Origin of the sequence: Agromyces sp. GXS1127, assembly GCF_050565425.1 — a bacterium.
In the GTDB taxonomy this organism is placed as follows: Bacteria; Actinomycetota; Actinomycetes; order Actinomycetales; family Microbacteriaceae; genus Agromyces.
The window spans coordinates 172839-195349 of sequence record NZ_JBOCIG010000008.1; the positions used below are offsets into that span (position 1 = coordinate 172839).

Below are 22511 nucleotides of genomic sequence, written 5' to 3' on the forward strand. Positions count from 1 at the left end.
GCAGTCAGACGTGCGGGTGGTCGATCCGCCCGGTCACTCGGGGCGGCCGGTGCCCGGGGCGCCCCGCCGATCGGCTGCGAGCAGGTCGCGGATCTCGGCGAGGACCGTGAGCTCGGTCTCCGGGTCCTCGGCCTTCGGCTCGCCGGCCTGGCGGCGCGCCTCGGCGCGCTCCTTCAGGATGTTCATCGGCAGCACGAAGACGAAGTAGACCACTGCGGCGACGATGAGGAAGGTGAGGATGGCGCCGAGGACCGCGCCGAACTTCACCTCGGCGATCTCGCCGTCGGTGGTCGAGATCTCCCAGACGAACGCCGAGTCGAGGCTGTCGGCACGGAAGAGCGCACCGATCAGCGGGTTGAACAGGTTGTTCACGATCGAGTTCACGACCGCCGTGAACGCGGCGCCGATGACGACCGCGACCGCGAGGTCGATGACGTTCCCCCTGAGGATGAACTCCTTGAATCCCTTGAGCACGCGGTGCGCCCCCTTCGTTGACGGTGCGATCCGACCGGACCGGATGCGGCCCTAGGCGGCGGTCGTGGACGAGCTCGTCGACGCACCGGACGAGGACGAGGAGGACGAACCGGACGACGACGAGCTCGAGTCGCCGGAGGACCCGCCCGAGCCCGAGCCGGACTCGGCCGATGCGCCGCCCTTCGCCGCCGCGCGAGAGTCGGTGCGGTAGAAGCCCGATCCGTTGAAGGTCACGCCGACCGAGCCGTAGAGCTTGCGGAGGCGCCCGCTGCACGCGGGGCACTCGGTCAGCGACGGGTCGGTGAAGGCCTGCTGGATGTCGAAGGCCTCGCCGCACTCGGTGCAGCGGTACGAATAGGTGGGCATGGTGGCTCCGGTGGTCCGTCGGTGGAGGGTGCGGGGGTACGTCGTGCGGGTCAGAAGGCGACGATCCGCGTGGGCGTCACGACGCCGTTCACGGGCTGGTCGTGGACCTCCCGCGGGACCTCCTCGACGAACTCGCCGTCGAAGACGATCGCGTACACCGGAGGACATTTTCCCATCGAACCGAGGGTCTTGTCGAAATAGCCGCGTCCCCAGCCGAGGCGCATGCCCGTGGCATCCACCGCCGCGGCCGGGACGAGGATGAGGTCGACGTCGTTGATCGCCATCGGTCCGAGCAGCTCGCCGACCGGCTCGGGCATGCCGTGCAGCCCGGTCACCTCGGCCTCGTCCTCGCCGACCGTCCAGTCGAGGAGCCCGTCCTCCCGCGTGATGGGGAACAGCACCCGGATGCCGTTCGCCTCGGCCCAGTTCACGAAGGGACGCGTGTCGGGCTCGGTGGGCATCGAGAGGTAGCACGACAGCGAGGTCGCCCCGGTCGAGCCGACGAGCTCCTGCAGCCGCGAGGTGAAGCCCTCCGTCGACTGCTCGCGCTCGTGCGCGGGCATGTTCCGCCGGCGCTCGCGGAGCTCGGCGCGGAGGATCCGCTTGACCACGGTCGGATCGTCGGGCATGGCAGCCATCCTAGGACGATGGGTCGGGCCGGGGCCGACCGCGTACGGCTACGCTGAAGCCCATGACTGAACGGATCACGAAGGCCGTCATCCCCGCGGCCGGCCTGGGAACACGCTTCCTGCCCGCGACGAAGGCGATGCCGAAGGAGATGCTGCCGGTCGTCGACAAGCCCGCCATCCAGTACGTCGTCGAGGAGGCGGTCTCCGCGGGCCTCACCGACGTGCTCATGATCACCGGCCGGAACAAGAACGCGCTCGAGAACCACTTCGACCGCGTCGCCGAACTCGAGTACACGCTCGAGCAGAAGGGCGACACCGCAAAGCTCCAGAAGGTCAACGAGTCGACCGAGCTCGCGCAGATGCACTACGTCCGTCAGGGCGACCCGAAGGGACTCGGCCACGCGGTGCTGCGCGCCGAGATGCACGTCGGCGACGAGCCGTTCGCCGTGCTCCTCGGCGACGACATCATCGACGCGCGCGACGTGCTGCTCACGCGCATGCTCGAGGAGCAGGTCGCGCGCGATGCGACGATCGTCGCCCTGCTCGAGGTCGACCCCGACAGCATCCACCTCTACGGTGCCGCCGAGGTGGAGGCGACCGACGACCCCGACGTCGTCCGGATCACCGGCCTCGTCGAGAAGCCCGCCAAGGAGGTCGCGCCGTCGAACTACGCCGTCATCGGGCGCTACGTCATCAAGCCCGAGGTGTTCGAGGTGCTGCACCGCACGGAGCCGGGCAAGGGCGGCGAGATCCAGCTCACGGACGCCCTCATGGAGATGGCGGGCGACGTCGAGGGCACGGGCGGTGTCTACGGCGTCGTGTTCCGGGGTCGTCGCTACGACACCGGCGACAAGCTCGACTACATCAAGGCCGTGGTCCAGCTGGCCTCCGACCGCGACGACCTCGGAGCCGACCTGCGGGCGTGGCTGATCGAGTTCGCCGCCGGGCTCGAACGGGACTGACGTGCCCGTGGCATCCGTTCCGACCCTCGTCGACGGGTCGCTGACGCTCCGGCCGATCCGGGTTCGCGACGCGCGCCAGCTCGAACGGGTGCTGCTCGACAACCGCGCCTGGCTGCGCAGGTGGGAGGCGACGTACCCCGGCGGCGGAACCGTGATCGATGCGCGTGCGAGCATCCGCAACCTCAACGCGCACGCCCGCGCAGGCACGGCCCTGCCGTTCGTGCTCGAGTGGGAGGGCGAGCTCGTCGGGCAGCTGAACGTCTCGTCGATCACGCACGGGTCGCTCGCGTCCGCCTCGATCGGCTACTGGGTCGCGAAGGAGGTCGCGGGGCGCGGCATCACGCCCACGGCCGTCGCGCTCGCGACCGACCACTGCTTCCGCACGCTGCGCCTGCACCGCATGGAGATCTGCATCCGCCCCGAGAATGCGCCGTCGCTGCGGGTGGTCGAGAAGCTCGGCTTCCGCTACGAGGGGCTGCGCCGCCGGTTCATCCACATCGACGGCGACTGGCGCGACCACTTCGCCTTCGCCCTCGTCGCGGAGGAGGTGCCCGGCGGCGTCCTCCGTCGCTGGCGCGAGGGACGGGCGCCGACGGACGCGGCGGCGATCCCGGAGCCGGATCGTGCGGCAGCCCGGACCCCCCTTCGGGTGGGGGATCGCTGACACGCCCCGCCGCGAGTGGGACCGGCAGCCCGCCGTGACCTAGCGTGGTGCCATGGATCCGATCGGCGGCGGCGTACTCGTGGCGGTTGCCGCGACGCTGTGGATCGCCTACCTGCTCCCGAGCTGGCTGCGCCGGCGCCAGTACCTCGCGACCGAGCGCAACGCGGTGCGCCTGCAGCAGACCCTCCGGATCCTCGCGGAGACCGCCGAGGCCCCCGAGGAGGTCCGCGTCGGCGTGACCGCCCGCGACGTCGCCGCGCAGGAGCGCATCCTGCACGAGCACGAGCTCGCCGCGCGACTGGAGGCGCAGGCCGCGGAGAACCTGGCGATCGCCGAGCGCATCGCCGCGGAGGAGGCCGCCGCGGCCGCCGAGCGCGAACTCGCGGCGCGTGCCGAGCGTGCCGCCGCCGAGCGCGCGGCGGCGGAGCGCGCGGCGGCGGAGCGCGCGGCGGCCGAACGTGCCGCAGCGCTGCGCACCGCCTCGCGCGCCGTCGAGACGGATGCCGCGGCGGTGCCGGGCACGTCGGCGACCCCGTTGACCGCTGGCCGCGCCGTCGCCGATCGCCGCTCGCTGCGCCGCCGGCGCGCCATGTGCTCGCTGCTGCTGCTCGCCTCGCTCATCGCGGTCGTCGCGGGGCTCATCGTGCTCGCCTTCGGCGGCACCGCGCTCCTCGCCATCGGCGGCGCAGGCGGGATCCTCACGGCGATGACCGGCCTCGTGGTGCTCGCACGTCGCCGTCCGGCTCCCACCGTCGCGACGCTCGCGCCGCTGCCGGTGGCCGAGCCGTTCGAGCCGATCGACGTGGAGGAGTCGCCCGCCGAGGACGCCCCCGGCTGGACGCCGCAGCCGCTGCCGAAGCCGCTGCACCTCTCACGTGGCACGATCGCGGCGAGCGTCATGGCGTCGATCGCCGAGGCCGAGCAGCTGAAGCGCGCGACCCACGAGGCCGAACTCGCGGAGCGCGCCGAGCGCATGGAGCCGCAGGTTCCCGTGCTGCGTCCGCCCGCGGCATCCGCCGAGCAGGACCCGATGCCGGCGGCCGGCGACGCGGCGACGCGACGCCAGGCCGCCTCGGCGTCCGAGCCTGCGAACCCGTACGCCCGCATGGGCATCGTCGAGGGCGCGGAGCCGGGCATGGGCGACCTCGACCAGGTGCTGCGCCGCCGCCGGACGGCCGTCTGATCGGGTGGTCCGGACCACCCCACGGAGGATGGTAGAGTCGTTCACGGCTCGGGCCCATGGCGCAGTTGGTAGCGCGTCTCGTTCGCAATGAGAAGGTCGGGGGTTCGAATCCCCCTGGGTCCACCAACCTGAGGAAGCCCCCGGAATCCGCTCGGATCCCGGGGGCTTCGTCGTCGCCTCGTACGCTGGTCGCATGAGCGACGCGATCGACCCCGACCGGATCGACCGGGCGGTCGAGCACGCCCTGGCCCGCAGGAAGGACTACGGCGCGGAGCGGCTCGACGAGTCGCAGCTCGCCGCGGATCCGTTCGTGCAGTTCGACCGGTGGCTCGCCGAGGCCGACGAGCGCGGCGTGTACGAGCCCAACGCCATGGTGCTCGGCACGATCGACGCGGAGGGCACCCCGTCGAGCCGGACGGTGCTGCTCCGCGGCGTCGACGATCGCGGATTCGTGTTCTACACGGACCGCTCGTCGCGCAAGGGTCGCGCTCTCGCGGCGCATCCCACCGCGAGCCTGGTCTTCCCGTGGTACCTCATCCACCGGCAGGTGATCGTCGGCGGCGACGTCGTGCCGGTCGACGACGAGGAGTCGGATGCGTATTGGGCGACGCGGCCGTACGGCTCGCGCATCGCAGCGACGGCGAGCCGGCAGTCGCAGCCGATCGGGTCGCGGGCCGACCTCGAGGCGCGCGTGCGCGACCTCGAGGAGGAGTACGCCGGCGTCGACGACGTGCGACGCCCAGAACGCTGGGGCGGCTACCGCCTGATCCCGTGGCGCGTCGAGTTCTGGCAGGGGCGCACCTCGCGCCTGCACGACCGGCTCGTGTTCACGCGGGACCGCGCGGACGCGGCCGCCGGTTGGCACCTCGAGCGACTGCAGCCGTAGGGCGCCCGGGGGAGCGCTCCGACTCGCCTGGCTGAAGCGGCGGCCCTGCGGGCGCCTGCTCCCGCCCGGCGTAGGCTGGAGCGGATGACGCAACCCCATCCCGCCCGCGAGGCGAACGACCGCCGTTGGCGCGCGTACTGGGTGTGCGTGGGCGTCGCGGCGCTCACGATCATGGACCTGACGAAGGTCAACGTCGCGCTGCCGTCCATCGAGGACGCGCTCGGCGCGGGTCCGACGGAGCTCGGCCTGCTCGTCTCGGGGTTCGTGCTCGCGTTCGGGCTCACGCTCGTGCCGGCCGGTCGCATCGGCGACCAGGGCTCGCGCAAGACGATGTTCATCGTCGGGCTCAGCCTCTTCCTGCTCACGAGCCTGGTCTGCGCGATCGCACCGAACGCCACGGTGCTGCTCGTCGGCCGCCTCCTGCAGGGCGTCGCGGCGGGCATCCAGATGCCCCAGGTGCTCGGCCTCGTCCAGCAGCTGTTCCAGGGGGCGGAGCGCGGCGCCGCGTTCGGCCTGTTCGGCGCGACGATCGGCATCGCGACGGCGTTCGGACCGACGTTGGGCGGTCTCGCGATCGCGATCGGCGGCCCGGAGGACGGCTGGCGCGGGATCTTCTGGATGAACGTGCCGCTCGCGCTCATCGCGATCGGGTTCGCGGCGCGACTGCTGCCGGGGCGGCCGGCCGGCGAGTCGCGGCGCATCTCGCTCGACCCCGTCGGCGTCGTGCTCTTCGGCATCGCGATCGCGTCGCTCATGTGGCCGTTCCTGCTCACCACCGGCTCGCCTGACGACGATCCGGCACGGTGGTGGACCCTCGTGGTCTTCGCGATCGCCCTCGTCTCGTTCCTCTGGTGGGAACGGCGGTACGCGGCATCCGGTCGAGCGCCCCTCGTGCCGCTCGACCTGTTCTCGCTCCGCTCGTACCGGAACGGGACGCTGCTCGCCACGGTGTACTTCGCCGCGATGCCGGCCTCGTTCCTGCTCACCACCCTCTACCTGCAGGAGGGCCTCGGTCTCGCGCCGGTGTTCGCCGGCATGGTCACCATCGGCTTCGCGCTCACGAGCGCCTACACCTCCTGGCTCGGCGGACGCCTCGTCAACCGCGTCGGGCGTCCGCTCGTCGTCGCCGGGCTGGTGATGCTCCTCATCGGCTTCGGGCTGCTCGTCCTCGTCGCCGTGGCGACGCCGCCCGACCTCACGCCCTGGCTCATGGCGGCGGTCATGCTCATCGGCGGCGCCGGCGGCGGGTTCGTCATCGCCCCGAACCAGGTCCTCGCCCTCGCGGAGGTCCCGATCATGCGCGGCGGGCTCGCGGGGTCGGTCGGCCAACTCGGGCAGCGCATCGGCACGGCGATCGGCACGGCCGTCGCCCTCTCGCTCTTCTACTCGACGATCTTCCGCGAGCAGGGCGGCGAGCCCCGGATCGACGTGTTCCACCAGGCCTACGCGGTCGGCATCGCCGCCGTCGGGGCGCTGCTCGTCGTCGCGCTGCTCGTGGGCCTCCTGGACCTGCGGCAGCGTCTCAGCGGCACGAGTACGGGAGGCGGCGCCGAGTCCCGCGACGGCAGGGGGCGCGCCGAGGCCTCGGGCGAGCAGGGGCCGTCGCGACCCGTCGCGGACCCGGAGGCGGACGGGCCGGTATCGGCCTGACCGGCCCGCGTCCGGTTCAGGCGGCGATCGTGCGCTCGGCCTCGAGCAACCTCGCCAGCTCGGAGGACGACAGTTCCCGGCCGAACGCCGGGTGACCGGGCTCGAGCGCGCGGCCGTTCGCGAGCGCCCCGCCGTCGACGGCGTCGAAGCCGAGGTCGTCGATGATCCGCGCCACGACCTCGCGGGCGGCGGCCTCGTCGCCGACCACGGCGATCGCGCGCCGCAACGGCGAACCGGGCGGCATCGGATCGTCCTCCATGTCGTGATAGCCGAGATGGTTGAGCGACTTGACGACGTGGGCCGCGGGGTTCAGTGCCGCGTGGATCTCGCTCGTCGTGCGCTCGTCGGCGTCGACCTCGGGGATGTGCCCGTCGACGGGCGGCCAGTAGTTGGTCGCGTCGACGACGACCTTGCCGTCGAGGGCGGGCCAAGGCACGGTGCCGACCTTGCCGAACGGCACGGCGACGACGATCACGTCGGAGTCGGCCACGAGCTGCTCGGCATCCGAGACGCGCGCCCCGGGCGCGACCACCGAGACGAGCAGCTCCAGCGCCGTCTGCCGCGGGGACCCCGTGAGGGCGACGTCGTAGCCGGCGTCGACGAGCAGCCGGGCGAGCGCCGTGCCCACCTTGCCGGCGCCGAAGATGCCGATCGTCGGTCGATCCGCCACGTGCGTTCCTCCATCCACGGCGGGCGATCCGAGGCGCACGCCGACCGGGCGCCGGGCGTCCGGCACCGTCTCCATCGGGAAACGCACCCGGTCGGGCGGGCATTCCCGAACCCCACGGAATACTCTCTCAGCAGACGAGGTTCCGATGAGGTGCATGAAGATGCATCGATCACACGACGGGAGCAGCGGATGGCGCGCCACCACGAATTCGGACTCGACACCTTCGGCGACGTGACCCTCGGCCCGGACGGCGAGCCGCTGCCGCAGGCGCAGGTGCTCCGCAACGTCGTCGAGGAGGCCGAACTCGCCGACCGCCTCGGCCTCGACTTCTTCGGCGTCGGCGAGCACCACCGGCACGAGTTCGCGATCTCGGCGCCCGAGGTCGTGCTCGCGGCCATCGCCGGACGGACCGAGCGGATCCACCTCGGCTCGGCGGTCACGGTCCTGAGCTCCGACGACCCGGTACGCGTCTACCAGCGCTTCGCGACGCTCGACGCGGTCTCCCGCGGACGGGCCGAGGTGATCCTCGGCCGCGGGTCGTTCATCGAGTCGTTCCCGCTCTTCGGCTACGACCTGAGCCAGTACCAGGACCTGTTCGAGGAGAAGCTCAACCTCTTCTCGGCGCTGCTGCCGCAGGAGCCCGTCACCTGGGAGGGCAAGCTGCGCGCGTCGCTCGCCGACCAGGAGGTGTTCCCCAAGGTCGAGCACGGTCGGCTGCGCACGTGGGTCGGCGTCGGCGGCAGCCCCGAGTCCGTCGTGCGCGCCGCCCACTACGGACTGCCGCTCGTCCTCGCGATCATCGGCGGCAGTCCGGCGCGCTTCGCCCCGCTCGCGGAGCTCTACCGGAAGGCGCTCGCGCAGTTCGGGCACGAACCGCAGCCGATCGCCGTGCACTCGCCGGGGATCGTCGCCGAGACGGACGAGCAGGCGCTCGAGACGCTCTGGCCGCACTACGAGGTCATCATGAACCGGATCGGGCGCGAGCGCGGCTGGGGCGCGGTGACCCGCGAGCACTTCGAGGGGGAGGCGAGCCCGAACGGCGCGCTGTACGCGGGCTCCCCGGAGACCGTCGCGCAGAAGATCGCTGCGACGCTGCGCACCCTGGGCGCGGATCGCTTCGACCTCAAGTACTCCAACGGCACGCTGCCGCACGAGGCGATGCTCCGCACCATCGAGCTCTACGCCACCGAGGTCGTGCCGCGCGTGCGCGAGCTGCTCGCCGACGACGAGCCCGACGCGCCGGGTGCCGCCGCCGGCGGCGCCTGACGCCCGCGCCTACGGCTTCGCGGCCGACAGCCGCGCCGCCTTCGATGCCGTCCTGCGGCGCACCGCGCTCCGGAACCACGCGGCGTCGGGCATCCTCGCGAGGAAGGTGCCGGCGAGGATCGTGATCAGCACGTAGCCGGTGGCGAGGGGCGCGAGAGCGGGCTCGATGCCGGACCCCACCGCGAGACCGGCGATGACGATCGAGAACTCGCCGCGGGGTGCGAGGACCAGCCCGGCACGCCACTGTCCGAGCGTGCCGACGCCGGCCCGCCGGGCCGCATACGCGCCGGAGACGAGCTTCGTGAGGACCGTGAGCGCGGCGAGGCCCGCGGCGGGCAGGAGCATGGAGACGATCGCCGACGAGTCGGTCGTGAGCCCGAAGAACACGAAGAAGATCGCGGCGAAGAGGTCGCGCAGCGGCGTGAGCACCGCGCTGGCGTTCGCGGCGACGCGACCGGACAGTGCGATGCCGACGAGGAACGCCCCGACCGCGGCCGAGACGCTCACCTCCTGTGCGAGACCGGCGACGAGCATGACGAGCCCGAGCACGCCGAGCAGCAGGGGCTCGGCGTGCTCGGCCGGGAAGAACCGGGAGATGATGTGCCCGTGGCGCAGCGCCACGAACAGGATGACGAGGACGATCGAGACCGCGATGGCGACGCCGATCGCACCCTGGAGCAGGCTCATCCCGACGACGAGCGCCGAGAGCACGGGCAGGTAGAACGCCATCGCGAGGTCCTCGAGCACGAGCACGGCGAGCACCGGCGGCGTCTCGCGGTTGGAGAGCCGCCCGAGGTCGCGCAGCAGCTTGGCGATCACGCCCGACGACGACACCCAGGTGACCCCGGCGAGGGCGACCGCGGCGATGGGCCCCCAGCCGAGCAGCAGTGCGAACGCGGCGCCGGGGAGCGCGTTGAGCAGCGCGTCGAGGATGCCGGCGCGACGCGAGGACCTCAGGCCGATCACGAGCTCCTCGGCCGTGTACTCGAGCCCGAGCAGGGCGAGCAGCAGGATCACGCCGATCTCGGCGCCCGTGGCGAAGAACTCCTCGCTCGCCTCGAACGGCAGCAGCCCGCCGTTGCCGAACGCGAGTCCGAGCAGCAGGTAGAAGGGGATCGGGGAGAGGCCGATGCGGATGGCGAGGCGCCCCAGGAGGGACATGGCGAGGAGCAGCGCGCCGACTTCGATGAGGAGCAGCGTGGTCTCGTGCATCGGGCCCCCGGATCAGTCGGAGCCGGAGGCGAGCAATCGGGCCAGTCCGTCGAGGCCGTCGCGCGTGCCCACGGCGACGATCACGTCGCCGGCGCGCAGCACGTCGGCCGGAGTCGGCGACGGGATCACCTGTCCGTCGCGCATGATCGCCACGATCGACGAGTGGGTGCGCGTGCGCGCCTTGGTGTCGCCGAGTGGGCGGTTGAGGTAGACCGAGTCCGTCGGCAGCGCGATCTGCTCGGTGAAGAGCCCCGTCGTCTCGTCGGAGAGGCTGGTCAGCCGGGCGAGCATGACGGAGGCGCCGAGCACGTCCGCGAGCGCGGCGGCCTCGTCGTCGCTCAGCGGGATCGTGTCGCGGCACTCGTCGGGGTCGTCCTCGTCGAAGACCCCGAGGTCGCGTTCGCCGTCCCGGTGCGACACCACGCTGATGCGTCGACCGCTCTCGGTGACGAGGTCGTGGCGGAAGCCGATCCCGGGCAGGTCGATCTTCTCGATGCGAATTCCCACGTTCGCCATGCTAGCCCCGTCCGGCGACCTTCAGGCTGAGGAACGCTCAGGACGAGCGGTCGGGGCGCGGCGATCGTCGGGCGACACGCGCGGCGTTGCCCCGCGGGTCAGTCGGATGCCGCCGCGCGGGTCGTCATGGTCAGCACCGGGGTGCCGCCGTCGTCGTCGATCGCGAACGAGACGTGCACCTCGCCGAGCTCGCCGAGGGAGCCGGCGTGCGTGCCGCCGCACGGGATCCGCGCGCTCGCGTGCGGGAGCTCGCACACCCAGGTCCGTCGATCGGTGAGCTCGTCGCCCACGCGTTCGATGCGCACCTTCGCATCGGCGCCGACCCAGTCGGCGAGCGTCGAGTCGACGGATGCCGCGAGCTCGTCGAGCACGTCGGCGAGGCCGGTCGGGTCGAAGCCGGCGCGCCGCAGCGACTTGTTGAGCCGATAGCGGTCGACCGCGCCCGAGGGCTCGATGCGCGAGGACGCGATCGCGATGCCGTCGAAGTCGGGGGCGCCGAGGGCGTCCTCGCGGGCGGCCTTCGACCAGCGGGACGCGAGCGCCCGGTTCAGCGCGAGGGATGCCGCGTGGCAGGCGGTGTGGCCGATCGACAGGGAGCGCCGGGTCGCGGCATCCGCTTCGAGCTCGACGTCCTCGCCTTCGCCGACCACGACGTCGGCATCGACGAGATGGGCGACGAGGAACGACCAGCCGTCGGTCCCGGGCCGCACGGGGACGCTGCCGAGGTGCAGTTCGGTCCCATCGGTCGCGGCGACGACCGCGTCGAGGATCGCGTGCTCGCGTCCGCCCGCGCGGAGCACGCCGGCATCCGCCGGCTGGTCGGGCCAGGCGGAGTCGACCGGGTGGATGCTCGTGCGATCGGTGATCACGGCGAGGCGGCCGTCGTGCGGGGCCACGACGAGGACGCGCGCCTCGGTGCGGAGGTCTCCGGCGGGGTAGGTGACGATCGTGTCGGTGTCGGGCAGCCCCATCAGACGCCGGACTCGCGCCGGCCGAGGATGTTCACCGGGATGGCGAGGGCGATCGCGACGCAGACGATGCCCCCGAAGAAGACGAGTGCCTCGAAGCCGGGTACGGCGTCGGCGATGCCGAACAGCCACATTCCGAACACGAACAGCGCCATGGCGATGAGGAACGGGAACACGCTCACGAGGGACCTCCTTCGGACGCGGCGAGCCGCCGCGGCGCCAGTCTAGCGAGCGCGGCCGCCGCCCCGCGGACCGTCAGTCCTGTACCGGCCCGAGCCAGGCGTTGGCGATCGTGTTGAGCGCGGCGTCGTCGCTCGAGGGGTGGAACACGCCCGCGAGCACGTCGCGCTGCAGCCGGCCGAGCTCGTTGCCGGCGAAGTAGGTGCCGCCGCCGGCCACCCGCACGGCGGCGTCGACGACGTCGCGAGCGGTCTGGACGGTGCGGACCTTCACGCCCGAGAGCCTGGCGAACCAGAACGCGCCGTGGTCCGTGCCGTCGGCGACGTCGTTCGCCAGGCCGAGGAGTTGCGGTGCCACGCCGTCGAGTGCGAGCGCGGCCTCGGCGATGCGCCGCCGCACGGCCGGGTCCTCGGAGCGCGGAAGGCCGGTGCGCGCCGACGTCCGCGAGCGCGCGGCGTCGACGGCGAGGTCGAGCGCCCGCTGGGCGAGGCCGGCGTACACCGAGCTCAGGAACAGCTCGAAGCAGGCGAAGATCGCGAACACGAACGGGTCGGGGTTGGGGCCCGGGTCGAGTCGCCTGACGATGCGGTCGGGTGCGGCGACCGCGCCGTCGAGCACGGTCGTCCGGCTCTGCGTGGCGCGCATGCCGATCGTGTCCCAGTCGTCCAGCGTCCGCACGTCCGGGTCCTCGCGGTCGATGAACCCGTAGACGACCTTGGGCCCGTCGGCCGAGGCGGTGTCGAGACCGTGCACCCCGAGCCGGGTCCAGGCGGGGGAGAGCGAGGTGAAGATCTTCCGGCCCGTGTAGCGCACGCCGCCGTCGGGCTGCGGGTCGGCGACCGTGCCCGAGCCGAACAGCATGAGGTCGTTGCCGGCCTCGCTGATGCCGAACGCGAACACCTCGCCCGCGGCCGCCTCGGCGAGCACGAAGTCGAGCCCGTCGTCGCCCCGGTCGTGGAGGACTCGCGCGACGCCCGTCCAGACGAGGTGCATGTTCACGCCGAGCGCCGTCGCGGGCGCCGCGGTCGCGAGGCGCGACTGTGCACGCACGACGTCGGCGAGCCCCCAGCCGAGGCCGCCGAGCGCTGCTGGAACGAGCGCCCCGAGGTAGCCGCGTTCGGCGAGTTCGGCGAGGTCGTCGACGAAGAACGCGTTCTCGCGGTCGTAGCGCGCCGCGCGTTCGCGGAACCGCGCCAGCAGGTCGTCGTCGAGCAGGGATTCCACGGTCAGGTCGGCGCTCACGGCGCCAGCCTACGCCGGGCGTCCGGCGCTGGAGCCGGCGGTCGGGTCGGTCGAGGCGTCGGCAGCGGCGTGCGCGCCCTCGAGGGTCTCCGAGGCATCCGTCACGCCCCCGCCGTCGCGCGGCCCGCCGCCGCGCGGCCTGCGCCCGCCGCGGGTCGCGAGCACGATGATCCCGACCACGATCGCGGCGATCACCGCGAGCAGCGCGAGCCACGGCAGCATGACGCCGATCACGACGAGCAGGCCCGAGACGAAGCCGACGAGCGCGTTCCATCCGGCGGCCAGGCCGCTCCAGAAGTCGTTCGGTCCGGCCTCCGGCGCGAGCCCCTCGGAGAGCAGTTCGACGGTGAGCGTCGAGTAGTCGACTCGGTCGACGAGCGCGTCGCGCTGGGCGGTGAGCGCATCGAGCTCGGACTGCCGGGTGGTGAGCTCGGACTCGATGGCGATGAGGTCGCCGACGTCGTCGGCCTGCGCGAGCAGGGTGCGAAGCCGGTCGACCGAGGTCTGCAGCGACTCGATCCTGGAGTCGAGGTCGCGCCGCTGCTGGCTCACGTTGTCCGACTCGAGCTGGACCGAGTCGACCTCGCCGAGCTCCCGGAGGTCGGCGAGCACGTCGTCGTAGCGGTCGGCGGGAATGCGGACGACGAGCGTCGCACGAGCCTGCTGGGTGTCGGTCGCGGGCGTCTCGTTGCGGCTGTCGATCCGCCCGTCGGCGGCGCCGACCAGCGCGGCGACCTCGGCGGCGGCGTCGATGGGGTCGTCGACGGTGATCGCCATCCACCCGGACCGGATGACGTGGTCGTCCTCCTCGATCGAGCCGGCCTGCTCGTCCTCGGTGAACGGCTGCTCGTCGCGGGGCGCGACGCCGCCGCCGCCGGCGGGCGCCTCCATCCCGATGTCGGGTTCCGACATCTCGCTGTCGGAGCCTCCCGAGGCCATGCTGCAGCCCGTGAGGAGGAGCGCGGAGAGGGCGACGAGCCCTGCGAATCGGATCCCTCGGCTGGTCATGCGGTCACGGTAGCGCCGGGGCGTGATCCGAAGTCTGGATGCCGGCTGCAAGTCGGGTCACGATCCGGTTGCGGTCGGCTGTGAGCGCATGGGGGGCGCTCGGATGCCGCGTCCCGCTCGCCGACTCAGTCGGAATCGGGGTCGCGGCCCGTGCGCTCGCCCGTCTCGAGCGTCGCGATGGCCGCGACATCCGCGTCGTCGAGCTCGAACGAGAACACGTCGAGGTTCTCGGCGATCCGCTCCGGGCTGGAGGCCTTCGGGATCACGATCGTGCCTTGCGCGACGTGCCACGCGAGCACGACCTGCGCCACCGAGCGGCCGTGCTTCGCGGCGATGGGCTCGAGCACGGGGTCGCCGAGCAGGCGTCCGCGCGCGAGCGGCGACCAGGCCTCGGTGCGGATGCCCGCCCGCTCGTGGAACGCCCGCAACTCGCGCTGCGGCAGCCACGGGTGCAGTTCGACCTGGTTCACGACGGGCGCGACGCCGGTGTCGTCGATGATCCGCTCGAGGTGGTGGGCGTGGAAGTTGGAGACTCCGATCGAGGTCGTGCGTCCCTCGTCGCGGAGGCGCACGAGCGCCCGCCAGGTGTCGACGTAGCGGTCCCGGGACGGCACCGGCCAGTGGATGAGGAAGAGGTCGAGCCGGTCGAGCCCGAAGCGCTGCATGGCCGCGTCGAACGCGCGGAGCGTCTCGTCGTAGCCGTGGTCGTCGTTCCAGACCTTGCTCGTGACGAAGAGCTCCTCGCGCGGCAGGCCGCACTCGCGCACGGCGGCGCCCGCCTCGGCCTCGTTGCCGTAGAGGGCCGCGGTGTCGAGGTGCCGATAGCCGAGCTCGATGGCGGAGCGCGCGAGCCGCGTGGCATCCGCCGCCGGCACCTTGTACATGCCGTAGCCGACCTGGGGGATCGAGCGCCCGTCGGCGAGGGGGACCGTGGGTGCGAGGGGCGGATGCGGCATCCGTTCGCCTTTCGTCTCTGGTTCGCGTCGGTGCCGAGCCTCGTCAGCTCGGCGTGATCGTGACCGGTTCGGTGTCGGGGATCGGACTCGCGTCGCGACCGCGCAGGTCGGGGTGCCAACGGCGGGCGAGCGCCGGCACGACGAAGCCGAGGAAGGCGAGCACGGTGGCCGCCCAGAACGCGCCGACCGCGTCGTAGCCGTCGATGAGGAAGCCCGCGAGCGCCGAGCCGAGCGCGGCGCCGATGAGCTGGCCCGTGCCGACCCATCCGTACGCCTCGGCGGTGTCGGAGAACTTCACGCTGGCCGAGACGATCGCGAACAGCACCGCGAGCGCGGGCGCGATGCCGATGCCCGCGATGAAGAGCGTGACGGCGAGCCACCAGAAGTCCATCGAGAAGGCCGCGAGCGCGGTGCCGGCGAACACGATGAACATGCGACGCGCCGTCGACCACGGGCCGATGGGGACGTGGCCGAGGCCGAGGCCGCCGGCGAGGCTGCCGATCGAGAAGATCGCGAGCACGATGCCGGCCTCGGCGCCGCCGTGCCCGAACGCCGCCACGACGCCCGCCTCGATCGCCGCGCACGCGCCGATGAGGAGGAACCCGCCGATCGTCGCGAGCATGACCGGCGGGCGCGCGAGCACCTTGCCGAACGCGCGCTTGGAGCGCGGGATGCGCACGCGACCGAGTTCGGGCGAGGAGATGAACCAGATGCCGCCGATCACCATGAGCGCCGCGGCGAGCAGGATGCCCCAGACGGTGCCGATCTGCGTCGAGACGAACGTCGTGACGACCGGGCCGACCACCCAGATGATCTCCTGCGCGGAGGCGTCGAGCGAGAACAGCGGGGTGAGCTGCCGGGAGTTGACCATCTTCGGGTAGATCGTGCGGACGGCGGGCTGCACGGGCGGCGTCGAGAGCCCGCACACGAGCCCGATCGCCATGTAGAGGGGCACCGTGAGCGGCAGGACGCCGATCGCGACGACGGATGCCACGCACACGACGAGCGTCGTGATGAGCACCGGTCGCATGCCGAACCTGCCCATGAGCCGGCTGGTCAGCGGCCCGGCGATCGCCTGCCCGATCGAGGTGGCGGCGAGCACGAGCCCGGCTGCGCCGTACGAATCGGTCTGCTGCTCGACGTGCAGGAGGAATGCGAGCGAGAGCATGCCCGACGGGAACCGTGCGGTCAGCTGGGCGGCGATGATGCGCGCGACGCCCTTGGTCCTGAGGAGATCTGTGTAGCCGGCCACGGTGGCTCGATCCTATCGACGCGGGTGCCGGCGACTCGGGAGGCGAGCGCCTATCAGTCCTTCTCTATATAACGTCACGGTGATAGGATGTCGCCGTGCACGCGTTCGACGTCCTGGGCGACCCGGTGCGGCGCCGCATCCTCGACCTCCTCGCCGACGGCGAGCGGCCGGCGGGCGCGGTCGTCGACGTCGTCGCGGCGGAGTTCGGCATCACGCAGCCGGCCGTGTCGCGCCACCTGCGCATCCTCCGCGAGCACGGCTTCGCGACCGTTCGGGCGGAGGGCGCTCGCCGCATCTATGCGCTCGAACCGGCCGGCCTCGACGAGGCATCCGCCGCCCTCGAGCGCTACCGCAGGCTCTGGCCGCAGCGGCTCGACGCGCTGCACACCGAGATCGCGCGCGGCGCGCGCGCCCGACGGAAGGACGCATGATGGCCGTGACCGGCGACATCCTGCCCGACGAGCCCGGCTTCGAGCTGCGCTTCGACGACGTCTACGACACCGACCCCGAGGACCTGTGGGAGGCGATCACCACGCCCGAGCGCCTCGCCCGGTGGATGGCGGCGTACCGCGGCGACGTCCGCCTCGGCGGGCGCTGGCAGGCGCTCACGCGCGACGGCGAGGTCTACTGCGACGGCGAGGTCGTCTCGTGCGACCGGCCGCATGGCTTCACGACGACGTGGACCGTGGTCGGCGAGCCGCCGACCCTCCTGACGGTCCGACTCGAGCCGGTCGCCGACGGTCGAACGCGCCTGCGCCTGCGACACGAGCACGTCACGCGTCCCGACTACGGACCCGGCTGGCACACCTACCTCGAGAGCCTCGCCCGGCACCTCGCCGATCCGACCGCGCCGAAGGACCGAGCCCGCTGGGACGCCCGCTTCGCGGAGCTCGAGCCGGGTTACGCGGCGCGGCTCGCCGCGCTCACTCGGCGAGCGCCTTGACGACGCGCTTCACCGACACCGTCTCGGCCGTGCGCAGCTCCTGCGCGAACAGCCCGACGCGGAGCTCCTCGAGCATCCACCTGACCCGCACGAGCCGCGGGTCGGCCGCGGAGTCGATCGGGAACGCGCCGCCGGCCTTCTCGTAGGCGCTGCGCGCCTGGTCGAACTCGGTCACGACCTGCCGGTCGCGGCCCGGGTTCTCCTGCATCCGGCGCACCCGGACGGTGATCGCCTCGAGGTAGCGCGGCAGGTGGCGCAGCCGCTCGAGCCCGGTGGCCGACACGAAGCCGGATGGCACGAGCGCCTCGAGCTGGGACCGGGCGTCGGCGAGCGCCGACATGAGCTGGAGGCTCGACGCCTTCGAGATCGCCCGGTCGGCGTCGCGGGCGGCGACGAGGATCCGCGACACCAGTCCCACCGTCTCGAACATCCGATCCATGACGTTCTCCGAGACGGCGTCGCGCACGGCCCGGAACTCGGCGCGCGTACGCACGAGTCCGTCGGGATGCCGCGCCGCGAGCTCCGCGTCGACCACGGCCGCGAGGCAGTCGTCGAGCAGCGCGCGCGGTCCGGCGTACGCGCTCGAGGCCAGCGCGAGCTTCTCCTGGTTCGACAGGTGCTCCTGCACGTACGCGACGGGCGTCGGCGTCGCGAGGATCAGCAGGCGACGGATGCCGCGGCGCGACGCCCGGTCGCGCTCCTCCTCGGTGGCCACCAGGCGCAGCGCCGCGGAGGCCCCCTCGTCGACGAGCGCCGGGTAGGCGCGCACGACGTTGCCCGCCTGCCGGGTGTCGACATGGGCGGGCAGGTCGTCCCAGTCCCAAGTCGTGAGGCCGGTGCGTTCGGCGAAGGAGGGCCCGGGGGCGTGCGATCCGCCGGTCGGGTCCGGCCTGCCGCCGCGGCCGCCCCGCGGCGAGGCGGCGCGGCCGTCGTGGGACGAGGCGCCCGAGCCGGTCGGGCGGCCGCCCGGAGCCGAGCCCGAGGCATCCGTCGCGCCCTGACCGCGGCGAGCGGCGGGCGCGCCGGCGAACGTCGAGGCGACCGCGCGCCCGGCCCGATCGGCGAGGCGCGACTGCAACGCGGCGAGGTCCTTGTCGTCGCCGACCGTGCGGCCGCGTTCGTCGACCGCGCGGAAGGTCACGCGCAGGTGCGGCGGAAGCCGGTCGAGGTCGAAGTCCTCCGCCGTCACCGGTGCGTAGGTCAGGCGCTTGATGACGCCCGCGACGGTCTCGGTGAACGGCGCGCGTGCCTCGCCCGATTCGGGCCCCTCGGGCAGCTCGGCGGCGATCTTCGCCGCCCACTCCGCCGCCGGCACCACCTGGCGGCGCAGCACCTTCGGAAGCGTCCGCAGCATGGCGGTGATGAGCTCGTCGCGCAAGCCCGGGACCTGCCAGTCGAACCCCGTCGGCTCGAGTCGCGGCAGCAGCACGAGCGGCACCTGCACGGTCACGCCGTCGTCGTCGGCGCCGGGCTCGAACCGGTAGCGGAGCGTCAGGGTCTGGTCGCCCTGCCGCCACCGGTCGGGGAGTCCGCCGTAGGCCGACACGTCGTCGTCGCCGAGCAGGTCGGCCCGGGTCATCGTGAGCAGGTCCGGATGACTCCGATGCTCGCCGCGCCACCAGCGCTCGAACGTGCGGGCGTCCGTGGCATCCGCCGGCAGCCGTTCCTCGTAGAACGCGACGACCGCCTCGTCGCCCGCGAGCACGTCGCGGCGACGCGTGCGCTCCTCGAGCTCGCCGAGCTCGCGGCGCAGGTCGCGGTTGCGACGGATGAAGCCGTAGACGCGCCGGTCGAGCCGGTTCCAGTCCCAGTCCTCCTCGACCAGCGCGTGGCGGATGAACAGCTCGCGCGCGAGCGCGGCGTCGACGCGGGCGAGCTGGATTCGGCGCTTCGGGATGATCGGGACGCCGAAGAGGAGCACCTTCTCGTCGGCGACTGCCGAGCCCTGGCGTCGCTCCCATCGCGGCGACGAATAGGAGCGCTTCGCGAGCGGGCCCGCGAGCTGCTCGGCCCACGCCGGGTCGATCGCCGCCGCAGTCCGGGCGAACAGCCGGCTCGTCTCGACGAGCTCGCCCGCCATGATCGCGGCCGGCGGCTTCTTCGCGAGCGCCGAGCCGGGGAACACCACGAAGCGCGCGCCCCGCGCCCCCGCGAACTCGGCCTGCTGGCGGCGTCCGCGTCGCTCGGACTCGCGCTGCGCACCGGCACCTCCTCGTCCGCTCGACGTGCGGCTGTCGTCGCGGATGCCGATCTGCGACAGCAGGCCGGCCAGCAGGGAGCGGTGGATGCCGTCGGGATTCGGCGCCCCCGCCGCGCTCGCGACGTGCAGCCCCAGCGGCTTGGCGAGCCGCACGAGCTGCCGATAGAGGTCCTGCCACTCGCGCACGCGCAGGTAGTTGAGGAACTCGGTGCGGCACATGCGGCGGAACGCGCTGCCCGAGAGCTCGCGCTGCTGCTCCTCGAGGTGGTTCCAGAGGTTCAGCAGGGTCAGGAAGTCGCTCGTCGGATCGACGAACCGCCGGTGCAGCTCGTCGGCCTGCTCGCGATGCTCGAGCGGACGCTCGCGGGGGTCCTGGATCGTGAGCCCCGCGACGATCGCGAGCACCTCGCGGCTCACGCCCTGCGCCTTCGACTCCAGCACCATGCGCGCGAACCGCGGCTCGATCGGCAGGCGCGCCAGCTGGCGCCCGATCCGGGTCAGCTGCGGGCCGTCCGCGGCATTCGCGTCGTCGATCGCCCCGAGCTCGCGGAGCAGGTCGACGCCGTCGCGGATGCCTCGGGCGTCGGGCGGCGTCAGGAACGGGAAGTCCTCGACCGCGCCGATCCCGAGCGAGGCCATCTGCAGGATGACCGCCGCGAGGTTCGTGCGCAGGATCTCGGGATCCGTGAACTCGGGGCGCTTGTCGAAGTCGTCCTCGGAGTAGAGCCGGATGGCGATGCCGTCGCTCGTCCGGCCGGAGCGACCCGAGCGCTGGTTCGCCGACGCCTGCGAGATCGGCTCGATCGGGAGGCGCTGCACCTTCGACCGCGCGGAGTACCGGCTGACGCGCGCGGTGCCGGCGTCGACGACGTAGCGGATGCCCGGCACGGTGAGGCTCGTCTCGGCGACGTTCGTCGCGAGCACGACCCGCCGCCGGAGCCCGGCGACCTTCGACGGCTCGAACACGCGATGCTGGTCGGCGGACGACAGGCGTCCGTAGAGGGGCAGCACCTCGGTCGCGTCGGCCGCGCCGCGCCGCGCGGCGTGCGCTCGGACCGCGGCCTCGGCGTCCCGGATCTCGCTCTCGCCGGAGAGGAACACCAGGACGTCGCCGGGTGCCTCGCGCCCCAGCTCGTCGAGGGCGTCGAGGATGCCGCGCTGGATGTCGCGATCCTCCGCCGCCGCTCCTTCGTCGTCGGCGTCGTCGCCGCCCCCCGAACCGGCCGATTCGGCGACGAGCGGGCGGTAGCGGACCTCGACCGGGTAGGTGCGGCCGGATACCTCGATGATCGGGGCCGGCGTGCCCGAGGCATCCGCGAAGTGCGCCGCGAAGCTCTCGGGGTCGATCGTCGCGCTCGTGATGATCACGCGCAGATCGGGTCGACGGGGGAGGAGGCGCTTCAGGTACCCGAGCAGGAAGTCGATGTTGAGGCTGCGCTCGTGCGCCTCGTCGATGATGATCGTGTCGTACCGCCGCAGGTCGCGGTCGCGGTGGATCTCGTTCAGCAGGATGCCGTCGGTCATCACCCTGATGCGCGTGGCCTCGCTCGCACGATCGGTGAATCGCACCTGGTAGCCGACGAGGTCCCCGAGCTCCACCCCGAGCTCCTCGGAGACGCGCTCGGCGATCGTCCGCGCCGCGATCCGGCGCGGCTGCGTGTGCGCGATCGACTCGCGACCCAGCTCGAGGCAGATCTTCGGCAGCTGGGTGGTCTTGCCGGAGCCGGTCGCGCCCGCGACGATGACGACCTGGTGGTCGCGGATGGCGCGCGCGATGTCGTCGCGGCGACCGCTGACCGGCAGGTCGGCCGGGTACGTGATCGTGGCGGGGACGGGCGCAGGCATAGCCCTCAATCCTAACTCCGGGTGCGACGCGGGTCGGCGGGCGGGCGAGGGCAGGGCGGATGCCGCGGCATCCGCTTTCGCGCCGGGCGAACAGGGGGTGGAACTCGTGCGGGATCCGTGTTCCATGTCTGTATGACCCAGACGAACCCCGTTCCTCGCGTGCAACTCAATGACGGCCACTCGATCCCGCAGCTCGGCTTCGGGGTGTTCCAGGTCGATCCGGCCGAGACCGAGCGCATCGTCACGGACGCGCTCGAGGTCGGCTACCGGCATCTCGACACCGCCCGGATCTACGGCAACGAGGAGGGCGTCGGACGTGCGGTCGCCGCCTCCGGCCTGCCCCGCGAGGAGCTCTACGTCACGACGAAGCTCTGGAACGACGACCAGGGGACGCAGTCGGCGCTCGACGCGTTCGAGGGCAGCCTCGACCGGCTCGGGCTCGAGTACGTCGACCTCTACCTGATCCACTGGCCGGTTCCGGCGCAGGATCGCTACGTCGAGTCGTGGCGGGCGCTCGAGCAGATCCGCGAGTCCGGTCGTGCGCGCTCGATCGGCGTCTCCAACTTCATGGTCCCGCACCTCCAGCGACTGCTCGACGAGACCGACGTGGTGCCGGCCGTCGATCAGATCGAGCTGCACCCGGCCCACCAGCAGCCCGAGACGACCGAGTTCGCGCTCGAGCACGGGATCGCCGTCGAGTCGTGGGGGCCGCTCGGGCAGGGCAAGTACCCGCTCCTCGAACAGCCCGAGGTGACCGAGGCGGCCGAGGCGCACGGCAGGACGGCCGCGCAGGTCGTCATCCGCTGGCACCTGCAGCGCGGCTTCATCGTCTTCCCGAAGTCGAACCGGCGCGAGCGCATGGCCGAGAACTTCGACGTGCTCGACTTCGCGCTCTCGGAGGGCGAGATGGACCGGATCACCGCGATCGAGCGAGCGGGCCGACTCGGGCCCGACCCGCAGCACTTCGGTTGATCGATCGGCCGCTGATCGGGGGTTCGGCCGGATGGTCGTGCCCCCGATGGCGAGGCGCGGATGGCGCGACACGCGCGGGATCCGAGACCGATTTGTGATCGGACGCGGGCGCTGCGTATGGTTGTCCATGTCGCCGCGGCGGCCGGGAGCGAACGCCCCGGGCGAAGCGGACAGATCTTAGCCAAACAGCCTCGTAGGCGCTGCATTGCGACTCGGTTGCTTCAAGCCTAAGATGACGATTCCACACCTCCTCGAAGCTGATGCCTCCGGGCCCATGCTTCGAGATCGCGACTCCAGTCCGACTCCGTCGGGTGGATCGGATCCGCAGGGCGGCGTGGTACAGTAGGGAAGTTGCCCTGGTGGGGCTGGCTCGGTTTCGGGTTGGTCTGTCGGGTGCGTCCGTTCCTTGAGAACTCAACAGCGTGCACTATGTTCAATGCCAATTTTTTGAACCCCGTGTTCTCCTG

Annotated in this window: 22 protein-coding genes and 1 tRNA gene; 10 read left to right on the forward strand and 13 right to left on the reverse strand. The window is 72.4% G+C overall.

The window, feature by feature from the left end; all coding sequences use genetic code 11:
* Positions 1–33: 33 nt before the first annotated feature.
* The 3 genes from mscL to ACQ393_RS15365 are packed head-to-tail and all read right to left on the reverse strand — an operon-like array spanning position 34 to position 1469.
* Positions 34–474, reverse strand: a complete 441-nt coding sequence (gene mscL / locus ACQ393_RS15355) for a large conductance mechanosensitive channel protein MscL (protein WP_430647744.1) — start codon at positions 472–474, stop codon at positions 34–36.
* Between the two features lie 51 nt (positions 475–525).
* Positions 526–840 (reverse strand): FmdB family zinc ribbon protein, encoded by a 315-nt coding sequence (locus tag ACQ393_RS15360; protein ID WP_430647745.1) that lies wholly within the window; start codon positions 838–840, stop codon positions 526–528.
* A 50-nt stretch (positions 841–890) separates the two neighbouring features.
* The gene (locus tag ACQ393_RS15365; RefSeq protein ID WP_430647746.1) at positions 891–1469 is read right to left on the reverse strand and encodes a 5-formyltetrahydrofolate cyclo-ligase; all 579 of its coding nucleotides are present in this window, start codon (positions 1467–1469) and stop codon (positions 891–893) included.
* Between the two features lie 62 nt (positions 1470–1531).
* Between ACQ393_RS15365 and galU the strand changes: the two genes are divergently transcribed.
* The 6 genes from galU (at position 1532) to ACQ393_RS15395 (ending at position 6814) form a co-directional block, all read left to right on the forward strand.
* On the forward strand, positions 1532–2431 hold the full coding sequence (gene galU, locus ACQ393_RS15370; RefSeq protein ID WP_430647747.1) for a UTP--glucose-1-phosphate uridylyltransferase GalU: 900 nt from the start codon (positions 1532–1534) through the stop codon (positions 2429–2431).
* Positions 2432–2438: 7 nt separating this feature from the next.
* A complete protein-coding gene (locus ACQ393_RS15375; RefSeq protein WP_430647769.1) occupies positions 2439–3095 on the forward strand; it encodes a GNAT family N-acetyltransferase in 657 nt (218 codons plus the stop codon).
* 52 nt (positions 3096–3147) lie between these two features.
* Entirely contained in the window at positions 3148–4278 is a 1131-nt protein-coding gene (locus tag ACQ393_RS15380) for a hypothetical protein (RefSeq protein ID WP_430647748.1), read from the forward strand.
* Positions 4279–4328: 50 nt separating this feature from the next.
* Positions 4329–4404, forward strand: a tRNA-Ala gene (locus ACQ393_RS15385).
* 67 nt (positions 4405–4471) lie between these two features.
* Positions 4472–5164, forward strand: coding sequence for a pyridoxamine 5'-phosphate oxidase (gene pdxH / locus ACQ393_RS15390; RefSeq protein WP_430647749.1), 693 nt, complete (start codon positions 4472–4474; stop codon positions 5162–5164).
* Positions 5165–5248: 84 nt separating this feature from the next.
* A complete protein-coding gene (locus ACQ393_RS15395; protein ID WP_430647750.1) occupies positions 5249–6814 on the forward strand; it encodes an MFS transporter in 1566 nt (521 codons plus the stop codon).
* Between the two features lie 16 nt (positions 6815–6830).
* On the opposite strand, the gene ACQ393_RS15400 is transcribed toward ACQ393_RS15395, so the two are convergent.
* The gene (locus tag ACQ393_RS15400) at positions 6831–7484 is read right to left on the reverse strand and encodes an NADPH-dependent F420 reductase (protein WP_430647751.1); all 654 of its coding nucleotides are present in this window, start codon (positions 7482–7484) and stop codon (positions 6831–6833) included.
* Positions 7485–7673: 189 nt separating this feature from the next.
* On the opposite strand from ACQ393_RS15400, the gene ACQ393_RS15405 reads away from it, so the two are divergent.
* A complete protein-coding gene (locus ACQ393_RS15405; protein WP_430647752.1) occupies positions 7674–8750 on the forward strand; it encodes an LLM class flavin-dependent oxidoreductase in 1077 nt (358 codons plus the stop codon).
* Between the two features lie 9 nt (positions 8751–8759).
* Here ACQ393_RS15405 and ACQ393_RS15410 read toward each other — a convergent pair whose 3' ends face one another.
* The 8 genes from ACQ393_RS15410 to ACQ393_RS15445 all read right to left on the reverse strand — a co-directional run bounded on the left by ACQ393_RS15410 (position 8760) and on the right by ACQ393_RS15445 (position 16084).
* Positions 8760–9962 carry a cation:proton antiporter gene (locus ACQ393_RS15410; protein WP_430647753.1) on the reverse strand — a complete coding sequence of 401 codons (1203 nt, stop codon included), beginning with the start codon at positions 9960–9962 and terminating at the stop codon, positions 8760–8762.
* A 12-nt stretch (positions 9963–9974) separates the two neighbouring features.
* Entirely contained in the window at positions 9975–10469 is a 495-nt protein-coding gene (locus tag ACQ393_RS15415) for a cation:proton antiporter regulatory subunit (RefSeq protein WP_430647754.1), read from the reverse strand.
* A 107-nt stretch (positions 10470–10576) separates the two neighbouring features.
* Complete coding sequence (locus ACQ393_RS15420) at positions 10577–11449, reverse strand: metal-dependent hydrolase (protein WP_430647755.1); 873 nt, start codon at positions 11447–11449, stop codon at positions 10577–10579.
* The gene (locus ACQ393_RS15425) at positions 11449–11628 is read right to left on the reverse strand and encodes a hypothetical protein (protein WP_430647756.1); all 180 of its coding nucleotides are present in this window, start codon (positions 11626–11628) and stop codon (positions 11449–11451) included. Before ACQ393_RS15425 ends, ACQ393_RS15420 begins: the two co-directional genes overlap by 1 nt.
* Positions 11629–11701: 73 nt before the next feature.
* Positions 11702–12868, reverse strand: a complete 1167-nt coding sequence (locus tag ACQ393_RS15430) for an acyl-CoA dehydrogenase family protein (protein ID WP_430647757.1) — start codon at positions 12866–12868, stop codon at positions 11702–11704.
* A 9-nt stretch (positions 12869–12877) separates the two neighbouring features.
* Positions 12878–13876 (reverse strand): DUF4349 domain-containing protein, encoded by a 999-nt coding sequence (locus ACQ393_RS15435; protein ID WP_430647758.1) that lies wholly within the window; start codon positions 13874–13876, stop codon positions 12878–12880.
* A 125-nt stretch (positions 13877–14001) separates the two neighbouring features.
* Entirely contained in the window at positions 14002–14832 is an 831-nt protein-coding gene (locus tag ACQ393_RS15440; RefSeq protein WP_430647759.1) for an aldo/keto reductase, read from the reverse strand.
* Positions 14833–14875: 43 nt separating this feature from the next.
* A complete protein-coding gene (locus ACQ393_RS15445) occupies positions 14876–16084 on the reverse strand; it encodes an MFS transporter (protein WP_430647760.1) in 1209 nt (402 codons plus the stop codon).
* Positions 16085–16179: 95 nt separating this feature from the next.
* On the opposite strand from ACQ393_RS15445, the gene ACQ393_RS15450 reads away from it, so the two are divergent.
* Complete coding sequence (locus ACQ393_RS15450) at positions 16180–16515, forward strand: ArsR/SmtB family transcription factor (protein ID WP_430647761.1); 336 nt, start codon at positions 16180–16182, stop codon at positions 16513–16515.
* The gene (locus tag ACQ393_RS15455; protein WP_430647762.1) at positions 16512–17027 is read left to right on the forward strand and encodes an SRPBCC domain-containing protein; all 516 of its coding nucleotides are present in this window, start codon (positions 16512–16514) and stop codon (positions 17025–17027) included. The genes ACQ393_RS15450 and ACQ393_RS15455 overlap by 4 nt, the downstream gene beginning before the upstream one ends.
* On the opposite strand, the gene hrpA is transcribed toward ACQ393_RS15455, so the two are convergent.
* On the reverse strand, positions 17008–21072 hold the full coding sequence (gene hrpA, locus ACQ393_RS15460) for an ATP-dependent RNA helicase HrpA (RefSeq protein ID WP_430647763.1): 4065 nt from the start codon (positions 21070–21072) through the stop codon (positions 17008–17010). The genes ACQ393_RS15455 and hrpA overlap by 20 nt on opposite strands.
* Before the next feature lie 132 nt (positions 21073–21204).
* On the opposite strand from hrpA, the gene ACQ393_RS15465 reads away from it, so the two are divergent.
* Entirely contained in the window at positions 21205–22044 is an 840-nt protein-coding gene (locus ACQ393_RS15465; RefSeq protein WP_430647764.1) for an aldo/keto reductase, read from the forward strand.
* Positions 22045–22511: the final 467 nt, after the last annotated feature.